This window comes from Chryseosolibacter indicum (assembly GCF_018598585.1).
In the GTDB taxonomy this organism is placed as follows: Bacteria; Bacteroidota; Bacteroidia; order Cytophagales; family Cyclobacteriaceae; genus Chryseosolibacter; species Chryseosolibacter indicus.
Window position 1 is genome coordinate 1 of sequence record NZ_JAHESD010000023.1, and the last position, 14,365, is coordinate 14,365.

Here is a 14,365-nt window from a genome sequence, read left to right on the forward strand (position 1 = left end):
GAAGGTGCCTGGTGTAATTTCCGGGTATTCTTTAGGGCCAATTTTCTGGATCAGCTCAGCCATCATACCTGCAATTTCTACACCTGTAGGGCCACCACCTGCTATGACTACATTCAGCAGCTTTTTCTTTTCTTCAACATCTTTTGTTCGTATGGCCTTTTCTATGTTAAGTAATAAATGATTTCGCAGGTTAGTTGCATCATTAATCGTCTTTAACGGCCACGCATTTTTCTTCACGTTTTCCATTCCGAAGTAATTCGGTTCTGTACCAACCGCCAGCACCAAGTAGTCATAAAAGAGCACACTGGTTTCCGTTTCCACCGAGTTGTTTTCCGGATTTACTTTTACGAAGCATCCCAGGTGAAAACGAATGTTACTTTTCTTCTGAAAAAGCCTGCGGTAAGGGTATGTAATGTTTGAAGGTTCAATGAAAGCCATCCCAACCTGGTAGAGAAGGGGAGGAAAGAAGTGATAGTTATTGCTATCTACAAGCGTAATCTGAAAGCGATTGTCATTAGCAAGGCGTTTAACAAAATTGAGCCCTGCAAATCCGCCACCAACTACAACTATTTTTTTTGCCTGATCATCCATAAAAAGATTTTAAAAGGAATAATTCCGTTTATGAATAGCCCATAAATCTCGTTCCCACAAACTTATAATCTTACAAAAGGATGAATTTTAGAGGTTTCAGGCATACTAACACCTGTTGGCTGGCATTTTTAAACTTTTTTAAATAATAAAGACGCCTTTTAGGAACAAATACTACAACAGACCCGTTTGAAAACCTAAGAATCAATTTTTTATTGTATCTTTAACGGCTTTTGTCAGTGATGCCCATTATACTACCTGAAATGGCCATAAAAAATAAGTCAGATCGAAAGATTGGCTATTATCAGCATTATAGAATTTAAAACTCCAATTATAAATACAACATGAGACAACTTAAGATTAGTAAGCAAATTACCAACAGGGAGAGCCAGTCACTCGACAAGTATTTACAGGAAATAGGAAAGGTAGATTTGATTACGTCTGAAGACGAAGTAGAGCTGGCAAAGCGTATAAGAGAAGGAGACCAGGTTGCTCTTGAAAAACTGACAAAGGCTAATTTGCGATTTGTTGTATCGGTGGCAAAACAATATCAGAACAATGGCCTTACCCTTGGAGACCTTATCAACGAAGGTAACCTTGGATTGATTAAGGCAGCTAAGCGTTTTGATGAAACAAGGGGATTTAAATTCATTTCTTATGCGGTATGGTGGATTCGTCAATCCATTATGCAAAGTCTTGCAGAACAATCGCGTATTGTGAGATTGCCTTTGAACCGCGTAGGTTCTTTGAATAAAATATCTAAAACTTTCTCTGATCTCGAGCAGAAATTCCAACGCGAGCCCTCTCATGAAGAACTTGCAGAAGTTGTGGGTTTAACGCCTGAGGAAGTACTTGAAAACCTCAGAGTATCAGGCCGTCACGTATCTATGGATGCACCTTTTGCACAGGGAGAAGAGAACAGTTTGCTCGATGTATTGAGAGACGAAAATGAAGAAACGCCAGATTCTGATCTGATTGCAGATTCTTTGAAACGTGAAATTCAAAGAGCGCTTTCGACATTAACAGTAAGAGAAGCAGAAGTTCTTGCCTTCTATTTTGGGCTTGATGGTAATGCGCCAATGACACTTGAAGAAATAGGTGAGCGCTTTAATTTAACAAGAGAGCGTGTAAGACAAATTAAAGAAAAAGCAACACGCAGGTTAAGACATACCTCGAGAAGCAAAACTTTGAAAGCATATCTAGGCTAAGTATTCGTATACAAATAAGATATCTGATAATCCCTGGCGCTAAAACGCCAGGGATTTTTATTTCTACCTGTTATGGAGGTTTTCAGTTTTCCTGACTTAAGTATTAATCATAAATGAAAATAAGATTTTTTAGGATGCGGATTAGCGAATTTGCGAGGCTGTAATGACCAACCACCTGGTTGGTAGTTTCATTACGTCTATGAAAAACCGCCTCAAAATACTTCACCTGGAGTACAACCAGAACGATTCAAAAAACCTGTCGCTAGAATTGGAGAACGCGGGGTTTCAGTTTGATATTTTTTTGGCAAGTAACAGGAGCGAGTACTTGAACGCGATTTCCTTTTTTAATCCTGATATTATTCTGGCGAATCATGCTGTGCCAGACCTTCATTCACGTGAGGCGTTAGCGCTTGTAAAGGCTAATGGCCTTAAAATTCCTTTTGTTCTTGTTACGTCTTCTGTATCTGAAGAGTTTGCGGTAGAAATAATGAAACTAGGAGCAAAAGATTATGTTCTGAAAACTGCGATGCAGCGCTTGCCTGAAATTATAGCGGAATCAATCCAGGCGGCAGGTGAGGATGATTTCGGTATTATTCGTAAAGGAAGGTTAAAGGGAGAGGACAAAGGATTTAGCAGGTTAGAAAATAGTAAAGCGGTTGAAGTACTGAGGGCAAGGACGAATCCCTTACAAGTCAGAAGTGGTTGTGAGGTTGCGGACTACAGCAGTACTTATGAAAGATACGAGTTATTGTCAAGAGCTACTAATGATACAGTATATGACTGGGATTTGAAGACTGATACGATTATCTGGAATCATGGATTGTATACAGTTTTTAAATACGACGGCAATATTGGATTTAATACCGAATGGTGGAAGGAGAGAATTCATCCTGAAGATGTTGATAGGATCAGTGAACAGATAAGTAACTCCTTTGCTTTAAAAGATCATAAGTGCGACGGGGTTTATCGTTTCCGTTTGGAAGATGGAAGCTATAAATATGTGTATGATCGCGCCTATATCATTTATGATAACAATGGTGCACCTGAGCGCATGGTAGGTGTAATGCAAGATATAACTGACCGCATGCGTGCTGTCGAAGAAATCCAAAAATTGTCATTGGTTGCCAGTAAGACAGATAACGCTGTGATAATTATGGATGATGCTGGCAGAATTGAATGGGTTAATGAAAGCTTTGTTCGTATCACGGGTTATCAGCTGAATGAGATTAAAAACCAAACTTTAAACTTTCTTTACGGCTCTAATACCGATAGCATTAAGGTAGAGTGGATGCATAGGAAAGCGGCACAGGGAGAAGGCGTGTCGGCTGAGTTAGTAAATTATGCAAAGGAGGGTAAGGAGTTTTGGGCTAAAGTTGAAATGACATCCGTGTATAATAACCGCGCCGAGCTGAAGAATATTATTGCAATAATCTCTGACATTACCCAACAAAAGGAATTTGAAACAAGGATAACCTCAATAGCGAGAGAGTTATCTAGTCTTATTGAAAATGCTAACGTGCCTATCTTTGGCATTGATAGGAATGGCTATATCAATGAGTGGAATAAAGTATCAGCACAGTTAACAGGTATTTCTAAGTCTGATATTTTGGGTAGACGTTGGATTGATGAATTGGTTGGAACAGATAGCAGATATGACTGCGAAGCGATGATTACAGAGGTACTCGATGGTAACCCGGTAAGCAACTTTGAACTTTCCATAAACACAAAAAATAATAAGACATTAGTCTTGTTGTTGAGTGCATCAGCACGAAGAGATATAGAAAGATGTATAAACGGCGCCATTATAGTAGCGCAGGATATTTCAGAATTAATTGACTACAGAAAAAACCTTGAAAGGATGGTGCAGGCAAGAACGCGGGAACTGAATAAGGCCATTCAAAAAGAAAAGGAACTGGTTAACATGAAGAGCAGGTTTGTATCCATTGCTTCTCATGAGTTCAGAACACCATTATCTACTATTGTTCTTGCCTCTGGTTTTATTAAAAAATTTAAGGATAAACTCAGTTCAAAAGAAATTGATGACAAGCTAAATAACATAGAGAAGCAGGTTGCTTATATGACACATCTTCTTGATGATGTTCTAACTATTGGCAAGGTTGAATCAGGAAAGATACCGGTAAGATTAGGAAATGTTAATTTGCCAGAATTTATAAGCAGGCTTTGCCGGGAGGTAGAACAAACTACAGGTAAGACACATCACATTCAACTAATAAATACTCTTGAAATAGAAACAATTACTTCCGACGAGAAATTGTTAAGAAACATTATCATTAATACCCTTACAAATGCAATTAAGTTTTCACCCGAAGCATCTTGTGTAGATTTGAGCTTGTCGAATAACAAGAATAGCATTTATTTCAAAGTTAGGGATTATGGCATTGGCATTCCTGTAGAAGATATGAAGAAACTTTTTGAGCCTTTTCAACGGGGAAGTAATGTAAATACGATACAGGGAACAGGATTAGGGTTATCTATCTTGAAAAAGGCCGTTGACCTTTTACAAGGAGACATCGCTGTAGAAAGCGAAGTAGGCAAGGGTACAGAGGTCATAATTACACTTCCTTTAGCACATGAATAAGACAATACTTATAGTAGATGATACGCCTGACCTGCTACAGAACCTAAGCGATTATTTATCGATGGAAGGATTTCGTGTTATAGCGTGCCTTAACCCGGAGGCTGCCATATTAAACCTCGATCGGGGAGTAGTACCTGATCTTATCATTACTGACCTTGCGATGCCACGTATTGATGGACTTCAATTTATAGCGCAGGTAAGGACCATTGACGCATTTAAACATATACCTATAGTGATCTTCTCAGCAAAGCCTTTGCATGAAACGCAGGTTACTACTTCCGCTTTAGAAGTATCAAAATACATCAAAAAGCCATGTCCTCCAGATGAAATCTTGTTATACATTAATCAAATTTTTCAACAGCAATAACGAAGTAAATGCAAAGCAAAGTTAAGGTAGTAATTGTTGATGACCATGGTTTACTTAGACAAGGCTTAGTCTCCCTGTTAAGTAACTCGCCGGCAGTAGAGGTCTTAACTTCTGTTAGTAGTGGTGAAGAAGCTATTAGTCTTTCTCAAGAGATGCAACCCGATGTGTTTTTGATGGACATTATGCTCCAGGGAATGAGTGGTATAGAAGCAACCAGGTGGCTTAAGGAACAAATGCCGTCAACAAAAGTTATATTAGTATCAAGCGAGGTAAATAAAGCCTTTGTTGTAGAAGGTATAAAGGCTGGCATTGATGGATACTTGCCCAAGCATGGCGAGAAAGAACAACTGCTGCAGGCAATACAGGTAGTGGCCGCAGGACAAAGATTTTTTAGTCCTGAAGTAACCACCTTGGTCTTTGAAGACTTCTACCTTGAGAAAAAGGAAGGCAGATCAGGGGGATCTAAGTCCGAAAGACTTACCAAACGCGAGGAGGAGATTCTGGTTTCAATCGCTAATGGAAAGGCATTGAAGCAAATTGCAGAAGAGTTCTTCATCAGTACAAAAACAGTTGAAACCCATAAGCTTAATATCCAGGAGAAGCTCGGTGTTGCAAATACAGCACAACTCGTTAAATACGCAATAGAGAAGAAGTACGTATAGAAGACCAGCAATGATGAAGCCTCTAAGGGTTATCTTGTCGATCTGTTAACTGAATTTAATTGTTTGTTTGTCTGTTAGTTTTTCTTTCTTTGTGCAGTAACAGCAATGAATAAGAAACTAATAGCACAGTTGGAAAAAGCGGGTTTCAATGGTTTTTTCCTCGCACTTATTTTAATGGTAGTGTTGGGCTGGCTTTTTCCTTTTTACGGTACAGAGCACAGTCCTATTCCGTTTTCTTCCATCACAACTTATGGAGTATCCCTCATCTTCTTTTTCTATGGCGTAAAGTTAAGCCCTGCTCAATTGAAGGAAGGGTTGAGTAACTGGAAACTTCACATGTTAATTCAGTCAACCACTTTTGTTTTCTTTCCGCTTGTTGTTCTTGCATTTTCCTTTCTGCTGGATGGCGAGTACGAGTTGTTGTGGTTGGGTACTTTTTACCTTGCAGCTTTGCCATCGACAGTTTCGTCATCCGTAGTTATGGTTTCAATAGCAGGAGGTAACTTACCCGCAGCAATATTTAATGCAAGCATATCCAGTATCATAGGTGTTTTCATAACGCCTTTGTGGATGAGTTCCTTTATTGACGAGACAGGCGGCGCTGCTGATTTAAATGATGTGGTGATCAAACTTTGCCTGCAAGTTCTTGTTCCCGTTATACTAGGGTTCTCATTACATAAATGGTTGGGTAATTGGGCATCGAGGTTTAAAAATGAGCTTCGGTATTTCGATCAGTTCATTATTTTGTTAATCGTATATACTGCTTTCGCTGAATCATTTTACGGAAATATGTTTAGGAACCACTCGCTCATAGAAATTATTCTGTTGGGTATGTTAATGCTGGGCTTTTTTCTGGTGATGGTGGCCTTCATGAACTTGTTATCTAACCTGTTAAAGTTTTCAAGAGAGGATAGGATTACGATAATATTTTGCGGTTCTAAAAAGTCGCTGGTGCAGGGTGCTGTAATGGGAAAAGTTCTTTTCCCGGATCCGCGCGCGCTAGGTGTTATTCTCTTGCCGTTAATGCTCTACCATGCACTTCAGTTATTAGCAGGAAGTGCAATTGCTCAACGCTTGGCAGCGCAAGATAAAGCAATTAGGGAACGCGTATAAAGAATTTCGTTTCTACTACCTTAAACGTATGAACGCATTACTTTTCCATAATCATGGTAATGCCTTGTCCTCCGGCAGCACACACCGAGATAAATCCCTTTCCAGATCCTTTTTCATGAAGTAGTTTGGCCATGGTGGCAATTATTCTGCCACCGGTAGCAGCGAAAGGATGTGCCGCAGCAAGACTACTCCCTTTAACATTAATTTTGCTTCGATCGATAGGGCCAAGTGCATAGTTGAATCCAAATGGCTTCATAAGTTCTTCGCTTTCCCAGATTTTTAAGGTAGCAAGCACCTGCGCAGCAAAGGCTTCATGAATTTCGTAAAAGTCAAAATCCTGTAACTTAAGCCCTGCCTTTTGCAGCATCCTGGCAGAAGCATAGACAGGAGCTAATAAAAGGTTCTGCTTCTGTTTTACATATTCTATCGCTGCAACTTCTGCGTACGTAATATAGGCAAGTACAGGCAGGTTATGTTCCTTTGCCCATTCCTCACTGGCAAGTAAAACACAGGAAGCGCCATCTGTAAAAGGAGTTGAATTTCCCGCAGTAAGCGTTCCATGTTCTTTGTCAAACGCAGGTTTTAATTTTGAAAGCTTTTCGATGCTTGTATCCTTTCTAACGTTATTATCTCTGTCAAGACCGAGATAGGGTGTTACCATATCTTTAAAAAATCCTTCTTCATACGCCTTCGCCATTTTCTGGTGGCTTTCCAGGGCAAACGCATCCTGGTCTTCCCTGGAAATACCATAATGCTTTGCGGTGATTTCTGTATGACCTCCCATGGAGAGCTTTGTACGGGGATCATCAATACCAGGAGCAACCGGAGCAAGATCTTTAAGCCGGATTTTTAGGAATTTCTTAATCTTGCCCGTAACAGTCTTTTCCCTGCGTGCCTCTAATAGTATTTTTCTTAAAGATTCGGTAATTACAACGGGCACATTACTTGTTGAATCAACACCACCTGCAATACCTACTTCAATTTGGCCTAGTGCTATTTTATTTCCTATGTAGATTGCTGCTTCCAGCCCGGTATCGCATGCTTGCTGAATGTCGCAGGCCGGAGTTGCCGGATCTAAAGAAGTTCCCATCACGCTTTCCCGCATCAGGTTAAATTCACGTGTATGTTTTATTACGGCGCCACCTGCCACCTCACCCAGCAACTTGCCCTGAAGGTTGTATTTTTCTACAAGGCCTTGCAATGTGGCAGTCATCATATCTTTGTTGCTTGCATTTGCATAGGCTGTGTTGTGTTTTGCAAAGGGAATTCTGTTGTAACCAATGACAGCTACTTTTCTTGCTTGCATGTGCGTGAGGTTTGCTATTTAATCTATACACAAAAGTAACAAATGCTAAGCAGCAAATGTTCAAAGATATCAATGATTTATAGGACTTTCTATAATGAGAAATCGACTTTCAGTGACGGTTTTAATTTCAATATTTTCAGTATCCCAAATACCAATGGCATCGCGCTCTTTTAGTTCTTTGCCCTCAACGCGTATCAACCCTGAGATGTTAAAAATAAACACGCTTTTATTTATGTGATTCCAGGAGTAAGATAGGCCATTATCCGCTTGGAAATATCCTAGCGATAACTTTGCATTCTGGTTAATCCAGCAATGTGATTGCCCCTCTTCATTACTTACTATCGTGACTAACTTATTTAATCTATTCTCTTCAGGAAAATATCTTCGCTGATATCTAGGAGTTATATTTTGAATTTTTGGCTCTATCCAGATCTGAAGAAAGTTTACTTCCTCATCTCCTACATTGTGCTCTTCATGACGAAGCCCACTCCCCGCACTCATAATCTGAACCCAGTCTTTTTTAACAACTTCCTTGAAACCCATTGAGTCAATGTGATTCATTGAGCCTGCAAGCATAATGGAAATAATCTCCATATTCATGTGCGCATGAAGTCCAAAACCATTATTAGGTTTTACGAAGTCATCATTTAGCGCTTTCAATAGCCCAAATCCATTTTTTAATGGATCGTAGTAGTTAGAGAAGCTAAATGAAAAGTTGCTTTTAAGCCAACCAAGGTCTTTAACGCCTCGTTCGTTTGATTTGTACAGATGGAATCTCATCAGCTGATATATTTAAAAGAACAAAAGAAAAAGCCCACCCATTGCAGTGCAAATATGGCTGGGCCTGAAAAGGATTATTAGCTAGCTTGCTTAACCAGCTGTATTTCTGCGTAAAGCTTTACGTCCTCGCTAACAAGTACACCGCCAGTCTCTAGTGCCGCATTCCAGTTAAGGCCAAATTCAGTCCTGTTTATTTTTCCGGATAAAGTAAACCCAGCTTTTTCATTACCCCAAGGGTCTTTGCCAATACCACCAAACTCAACGTCCAGTTTAACTGGTTTTGTTACATCTTTTACGGTAAGATTACCATGTACTACGAAGTTATCATCACCTTTTTTCTCTACTTTGGTAGATGTAAACTTAAGTTGAGGATACTTGTCTGCATTAAAGAAATCGCCTGATTTTAGGTGATTATCTCTATCAGGGTTATTAGTATTAATTGAACTTACATCTGCAGTAAATTCTATTTTGGCTGTTGTAAAATCATTGCCATTGGTGGAAGCTTGTACATTAAATGATTGAAATGATCCAGATACGTTGGTGATCATCATGTGTCTTACTCTGAATCCAATTTCGCTATGTGTTGGGTCTAAAGCCCATTTTGTTGTGGTTATTGTTGATGTTTCCATATATGTTGTTTGTTATTACGTACTACAAAATAACACTGCTTGAAAGGATAAATTCCTTGAACTAGATTAAGAAATGAAAAACTTAAAAGCCGGTAAACGGCAGTTTATCTGAAAGAATTCCTTATTAATATTGTAAAGTCTTATTTTCGACTCAATCTTATACATGAACACCGAGCTCATCCTTAAAAATGTATCAAAGCATATTACCCTTAATGATGCTGAAAGACAATTCTTTTTGTCCATGCTTGAGTCTCGGTTTATCAAACGAAAGGAACTGCATTTGAAAGAAGGTGAAGTATGCAAACATTCAACATTTATAGTTAGTGGAGCGCTTAAAGGATTTACAATCGACAAGCAGGGTATTGAGCACGTTATAAACTTTGCCATCAAAGATTGGTGGATTGGAGATATGTATAGCCTGATATCGCAACAGCCAGGTATCCTTAACATCGAAGCTCTTGCTGATTCTGAAGTACTCATGTTGTCGCGGGAAAATCAGCACTTACTCTATGAAAAGGTCCCTAAGTTCGAGCGGTTTTTCAGAATCATAGTAGAGAATTCACTAGTGGCGAGCCAGCAAAGACTTATTAATAACCTGAGCCTTACTGCTGAAGAACGCTACCTCGAATTTATGAAAAAATATTCCTCCATACTTGAATATGCCCCACTTCATACCATAGCATCTTATTTAGGAATAACGCCTGAATTTTTAAGTAAGATAAGAGGCCGCATGGCGCGTAAGCCCGCGTAGAAGTACTTTTCGTGCCAGTTGTTTTCTTAACCTAGTTCAAGGTTTTAGGTTAGCCCTTGTGTGTAGTTTTACGTTATCATTATTAGAAAACAAAAAACAATGGCTATGGAAAACAAGATATTAGGTATACATCATATTACGGCTATTGCAGGCAATGCAAAACGTAATCACGACTTTTATACAAAAGTGTTAGGGCTTAGGCTTGTTAAGAAGACAGTAAACTTTGACGATCCGGGTACCTATCATTTTTACTTCGGTGATGAAGTAGGAACACCAGGGACGATACTTACATTTTTTCCATGGGAAGGAATAACAAAAGGTAGAACCGGAACAGGCATGGCAACGGAAATTGGATATTCCGTTCCTGATAAGAGTTTGGATTTCTGGATTGAGCACTTCAAAAAACATAATGTAAGTGTACTTCAACAGGGAAAGCGCTTTGGTGAAGATTATATTTCTATAACAGATCCTGATGGCTTACACTTGAATTTAATTATCCCTTCCAAAACAGATACACGTAAACCGTGGGAAACAAATGAAGTAAATGGTGCAGTTGCCACAAGAGGTTTCCATAGCATAGCACTAACGTTAAAAGACATTAAACGCACAGCAGAAATTCTTACTGATATTTTTGATTATAAACTTGTAGCTGAAGAAGGTAACAGATTCAGATTTCAAACGGAAGCGATAGCAAATGCATCTATCGTTGATCTGATTCACGCACCACACGAACTGCCAGCGGTAAATGCAGGAGGTACGATACACCACATTGCCTTTAGGGTTAAAGATGAAAACACGCTGATGGCCTTTCGCGAAAAAATAGTAGGCAAGGGTTTGGGCATAACACCAAAGATAGACCGTAACTATTTCTTCTCGCTGTATTTCAGAGAGCCAGGAGGGGTACTATTTGAGCTTGCAACAGATAACCCTGGTTTCGATATCGATGAGCGGGTGAGTGAACTTGGCACCAACTTGAAGCTGCCCGCACAATACGAGCAACACCGCGCTGAGATAGAGAAAGTCCTCCCGGTTCTGTAAGGGGACAGGGAGCGGTAAACATCGGTCTGGTTTCGGTGAAAGAACCATGTGTATATGGTGGTGATTCAGTGGTGGTAGGGTATTGATACGGAAGTGCTAGGGAAAAAGCGCCATTTTTCGAAGAAACACCGCATCTACAGCCTAATTTCGCCGAATTTGCACTGATTATCCATAGAATCTACTCCGTAGCGGCTCTATAGCTATACATGTCTAAAAATGTCTTGCTTTTAGATTATTTAACGAAAAAAGGAATATAAATAGGATAACCGATATGAAACTAATAACAGGAATTCACCACGTTACAGCAATTGCCTCTGATGCCCAACGCAATATCGACTTCTATACAGGTATACTCGGGGTACGGCTTGTAAAGAAAACAGTAAACTTCGATGCGCAGGATGTCTATCATTTTTATTATGGGGATGAGCTTGGCCATCCAGGAAGTATTCTAACATTTTTTCCCTATAGTGGTTTAATTAAAGGGAGACATGGTAATGGGTATTTAAATACGACAACGTTCTCTGTTCCTCTTGCTTCTTTGGACTATTGGATGGAACGTTTAAAGAAATTCAGAATTAACTTTAAAGAACCGCAAGAGCGATTCGAAAACGAGATTGTCATTTATTTTGAAGATACTGATGGACTTGGTCTTGAACTGGTTTTTAACGACCGAGACTCAAGACCAGGATTTACCTATGGTCACATTCCATTAGCACACTCTATAAAAGGCTTTTATAGTGTTGAGATATGGGAAGAAGGCTATGAACGCACTGCGGCAATTCTTACCGAACAACTTGACCATAAGCTGGTACTTGAAAAGGGAAATAGATTCAGGTTTGCAGCGAATAACGCTCCTGGGAACTATGTTGATATACTTTGTGCTCCTGATAGTTTAAAAGGTAGAAATGGAAGTGGCACAGTTCATCACATTGCTTTTAGTACACCAAATGTTGAAACACAAACTGCAGTAATGGAGAAGATAAAAAACAGGATGTTAAATCCTACACCTATTCTTGACAGGCAATATTTCAAGTCAATATACTTCCGTGAACCCGGTGGAGTTCTTTTTGAAATTGCAACAGCAGATGGTGGTTTTACCATAGATGAGGAAAAAGATAAGTTAGGAGAGGCCTTAAAACTGCCAGCATGGTTTGAAAAGGATAGAGAGAAAATTCAGAAGAGCTTAAAACCAGTAAAACTTGATTTAGAAAAGTATAAATAGTTATGCATAAGAAAGAAATTGTAATAGCAGGAAAGTCAATCAATAATGCAAAGAAGGCTCTGATTATGCTTCATGGAAGAGGCGCAACAGCAGAGGATATAATCGGGTTGTCTTCACATTTAAACATTAAAGACTATGCTATCATAGCCCCTCAAGCTACTAATTATACATGGTATCCATATTCATTTCTTGCACCGCCTTCACAAAACGAACCATGGCTCTCGGGAGCAATAACGTTGTTAAGTGAAATTGTTAGTGATATTAACGCCTCCGGTATTGCTTCTGAGAATATCTATTTTGCTGGATTTTCTCAAGGAGCTTGTCTTACGCTTGAGTTTGTAACGCGCAATGCACGTAAGTGGGGAGGAGCTGTTGCATTTACCGGTGGGCTTATAGGCGATAAGATTTACACGGAGAATTATAAGGGAGACTTTGAAGGGACGCCCGTGTTTATTGGTACCAGTGATCCGGATATGCACGTACCCGTCGAGAGGGTTTATGCGAGTACTAACATTCTAAAGTCAATGAACGCTTCTGTAACAGAGAAGGTATATGCTAACATGGGACATACTATTATTCCTGACGAAATTGAGAATGCGAACAAGCTTGTTTTTAGTTAGCTGTATGCTTTTTGCTGGTACTCGCTCCTAACAAACATAGTTAGTGAGTACATGGCTGAGGTTCATTTTTGGTAAATGCCCTGAAGCGCATAAGCTTATATAAGATATAAGGATTTTTGGAGAGAAGACCTGTAGTATCAGCACCTCGCTTATAGTGATATAGCTTCCCCTGGTACAAGAAAGTAACTTCTTTTATCTTACGTTCGTGTACATAATTCTTTAACTCAAACAATACGATTTGTTTTCCTTCTTCTGCCAATTGCTGTAGGTCATCACTGCTTGAAGAAATTATCTCTACCGTTTCTCTTTGAAAGTTAAAGATTTGAAAAGAGGCAGGTATAATGTAATGATTACTTATGCCGCCTTCTGTACGCAGGTTTGAATACATGGCAAATGAGATCTCTGTTTTTAGTCCGAGGTATGGGCACATACCATTGAGAAAAACCAGAAAAGGGAATACTGATAGGAAAGTATTTTGTATTTTAAGGATAGCGCTGTTCGTTGCAGGGACGATTGCCTTAGCGTGTGAAAACACAAAGCCGAGAAATGTGCCTAAAATAATAAGTGTATAAAGCGTCCAGAAAAAGTGAAGATAGAATTCTTTATAGGTAGGAAATTTCTTGTTTAGAAAGTAAATGATAACAACGCCGAAAAAGAAAAGGGATAATATCAGGATAAACTTAAATACATTGTATGTTACGAAGTAATTTTTAATTGCTTGCTTCACAGCGATAAACTTTTCTATTATCCATTGTGCTGCTTGCGAATTCATGAAAAGAAAATAGGTAGCCACAACTGTAGAAGAGAAGTCATAAAATGCATTGTATGAGCTATACGATAGAAAGCAATGAAAGACGATACCGATAAATATTCCGAGGTGTCTTGTTTTTCTTATGATTAAAAGAATAGGAATAAGTGATTCAATAACAATAACGAAAAACGCATTTGCCTTTAACGCATTCTCATTTAGTGGAATAAACCTATCAATATGTTGTGCTTGAAGTAGAGTTGTAGCACAGCTTGTATCTATAGCAAAGAATCCACTATTGAGTTTATGGAATACTGCAAAGAAATAAAGAATGATTACTTCCCATCTTACAATGGGTGCAAATGTATCGAAGAAGTGCTCATCACTAATTTTAAATGATCTTCGTTTAATGATCGTATAGAGTAGCGCTTGAACAATCGAAAGATTTACAAAAGCAGTAAATATCCAATGGTTGGTAAAGTTTGGTGTTCGAAGGAATATATCGCTAAGCTGAACAATAACCAGAATTAGCAAAGCATTAAATGACGGTTTGAGAACAGCACCAACTGCAGCCAGGGTTAAGAATACATAAACCAATTGTGTTGTGAATAAATTGGAATGGGCCATGTGAAATAATGTGGCGATAGCCCAAACCACAGTAAATATTTTAAGCCTCGCACTTTGCGTTGAAGCACTGTCTACAAGCATTTGGTGACTTTTATGAAGTTGTTCAG

General features: G+C 39.1%; 14 protein-coding genes. 9 read left to right on the forward strand and 5 right to left on the reverse strand.

The features are described 5' to 3' along the window. On the reverse strand, nucleotides 1–591 hold a 591-nt coding region (locus KK060_RS11610), incomplete at its 3' end, for an NAD(P)/FAD-dependent oxidoreductase (protein WP_254153901.1). 341 nt (nucleotides 592–932) lie between these two features. Here KK060_RS11610 and KK060_RS11615 point away from each other — a divergent pair. From KK060_RS11615 to KK060_RS11635, 5 genes are all read left to right on the forward strand, one after another. Continuing rightward, on the forward strand, nucleotides 933–1,796 hold the full coding sequence (locus KK060_RS11615; RefSeq protein WP_254153902.1) for a sigma-70 family RNA polymerase sigma factor: 864 nt from the start codon (nucleotides 933–935) through the stop codon (nucleotides 1,794–1,796). A gap of 199 nt (nucleotides 1,797–1,995) precedes the next feature. Then, nucleotides 1,996–4,395 (forward strand): PAS domain S-box protein, encoded by a 2,400-nt coding sequence (locus KK060_RS11620; RefSeq protein ID WP_254153903.1) that lies wholly within the window; start codon nucleotides 1,996–1,998, stop codon nucleotides 4,393–4,395. Next, nucleotides 4,388–4,762 carry a response regulator gene (locus KK060_RS11625; RefSeq protein ID WP_254153904.1) on the forward strand — a complete coding sequence of 125 codons (375 nt, stop codon included), beginning with the start codon at nucleotides 4,388–4,390 and terminating at the stop codon, nucleotides 4,760–4,762. Before KK060_RS11620 ends, KK060_RS11625 begins: the two co-directional genes overlap by 8 nt. Before the next feature lie 8 nt (nucleotides 4,763–4,770). Then, nucleotides 4,771–5,424 carry a response regulator gene (locus tag KK060_RS11630; RefSeq protein ID WP_254153905.1) on the forward strand — a complete coding sequence of 218 codons (654 nt, stop codon included), beginning with the start codon at nucleotides 4,771–4,773 and terminating at the stop codon, nucleotides 5,422–5,424. 105 nt (nucleotides 5,425–5,529) lie between these two features. Then, a complete protein-coding gene (locus tag KK060_RS11635) occupies nucleotides 5,530–6,537 on the forward strand; it encodes a bile acid:sodium symporter family protein (RefSeq protein WP_254153906.1) in 1,008 nt (335 codons plus the stop codon). Between the two features lie 37 nt (nucleotides 6,538–6,574). Here the strand turns inward: KK060_RS11635 and KK060_RS11640 are convergent, their stop codons facing one another. The 3 genes from KK060_RS11640 to KK060_RS11650 form a co-directional block, all read right to left on the reverse strand. Continuing rightward, nucleotides 6,575–7,843 (reverse strand): acetyl-CoA C-acetyltransferase, encoded by a 1,269-nt coding sequence (locus KK060_RS11640; RefSeq protein WP_254153907.1) that lies wholly within the window; start codon nucleotides 7,841–7,843, stop codon nucleotides 6,575–6,577. A gap of 69 nt (nucleotides 7,844–7,912) precedes the next feature. Next, nucleotides 7,913–8,623, reverse strand: coding sequence for a pirin family protein (locus KK060_RS11645; protein WP_254153908.1), 711 nt, complete (start codon nucleotides 8,621–8,623; stop codon nucleotides 7,913–7,915). 77 nt (nucleotides 8,624–8,700) lie between these two features. Continuing rightward, entirely contained in the window at nucleotides 8,701–9,237 is a 537-nt protein-coding gene (locus KK060_RS11650; RefSeq protein WP_254153973.1) for a YceI family protein, read from the reverse strand. Between the two features lie 178 nt (nucleotides 9,238–9,415). Here KK060_RS11650 and KK060_RS11655 point away from each other — a divergent pair, with 178 nt between their 5' ends. The 4 genes from KK060_RS11655 to KK060_RS11670 all read left to right on the forward strand — a co-directional run bounded on the left by KK060_RS11655 (nucleotide 9,416) and on the right by KK060_RS11670 (nucleotide 12,883). Continuing rightward, nucleotides 9,416–10,003 carry a Crp/Fnr family transcriptional regulator gene (locus tag KK060_RS11655; RefSeq protein WP_254153909.1) on the forward strand — a complete coding sequence of 196 codons (588 nt, stop codon included), beginning with the start codon at nucleotides 9,416–9,418 and terminating at the stop codon, nucleotides 10,001–10,003. A gap of 105 nt (nucleotides 10,004–10,108) precedes the next feature. Further along, nucleotides 10,109–11,041, forward strand: coding sequence for a ring-cleaving dioxygenase (locus tag KK060_RS11660; RefSeq protein WP_254153910.1), 933 nt, complete (start codon nucleotides 10,109–10,111; stop codon nucleotides 11,039–11,041). A 271-nt stretch (nucleotides 11,042–11,312) separates the two neighbouring features. After that, nucleotides 11,313–12,263: a ring-cleaving dioxygenase gene (locus KK060_RS11665; protein WP_254153911.1), complete on the forward strand. Its 951-nt coding sequence runs from the start codon at nucleotides 11,313–11,315 to the stop codon at nucleotides 12,261–12,263. 2 nt (nucleotides 12,264–12,265) lie between these two features. Continuing rightward, nucleotides 12,266–12,883, forward strand: coding sequence for an alpha/beta hydrolase (locus KK060_RS11670; protein WP_254153912.1), 618 nt, complete (start codon nucleotides 12,266–12,268; stop codon nucleotides 12,881–12,883). A 40-nt stretch (nucleotides 12,884–12,923) separates the two neighbouring features. On the opposite strand, the gene KK060_RS11675 is transcribed toward KK060_RS11670, so the two are convergent. After that, complete coding sequence (locus tag KK060_RS11675; protein ID WP_254153913.1) at nucleotides 12,924–14,339, reverse strand: HTTM domain-containing protein; 1,416 nt, start codon at nucleotides 14,337–14,339, stop codon at nucleotides 12,924–12,926. Between the last annotated feature and the right edge of the window lie 26 nt (nucleotides 14,340–14,365).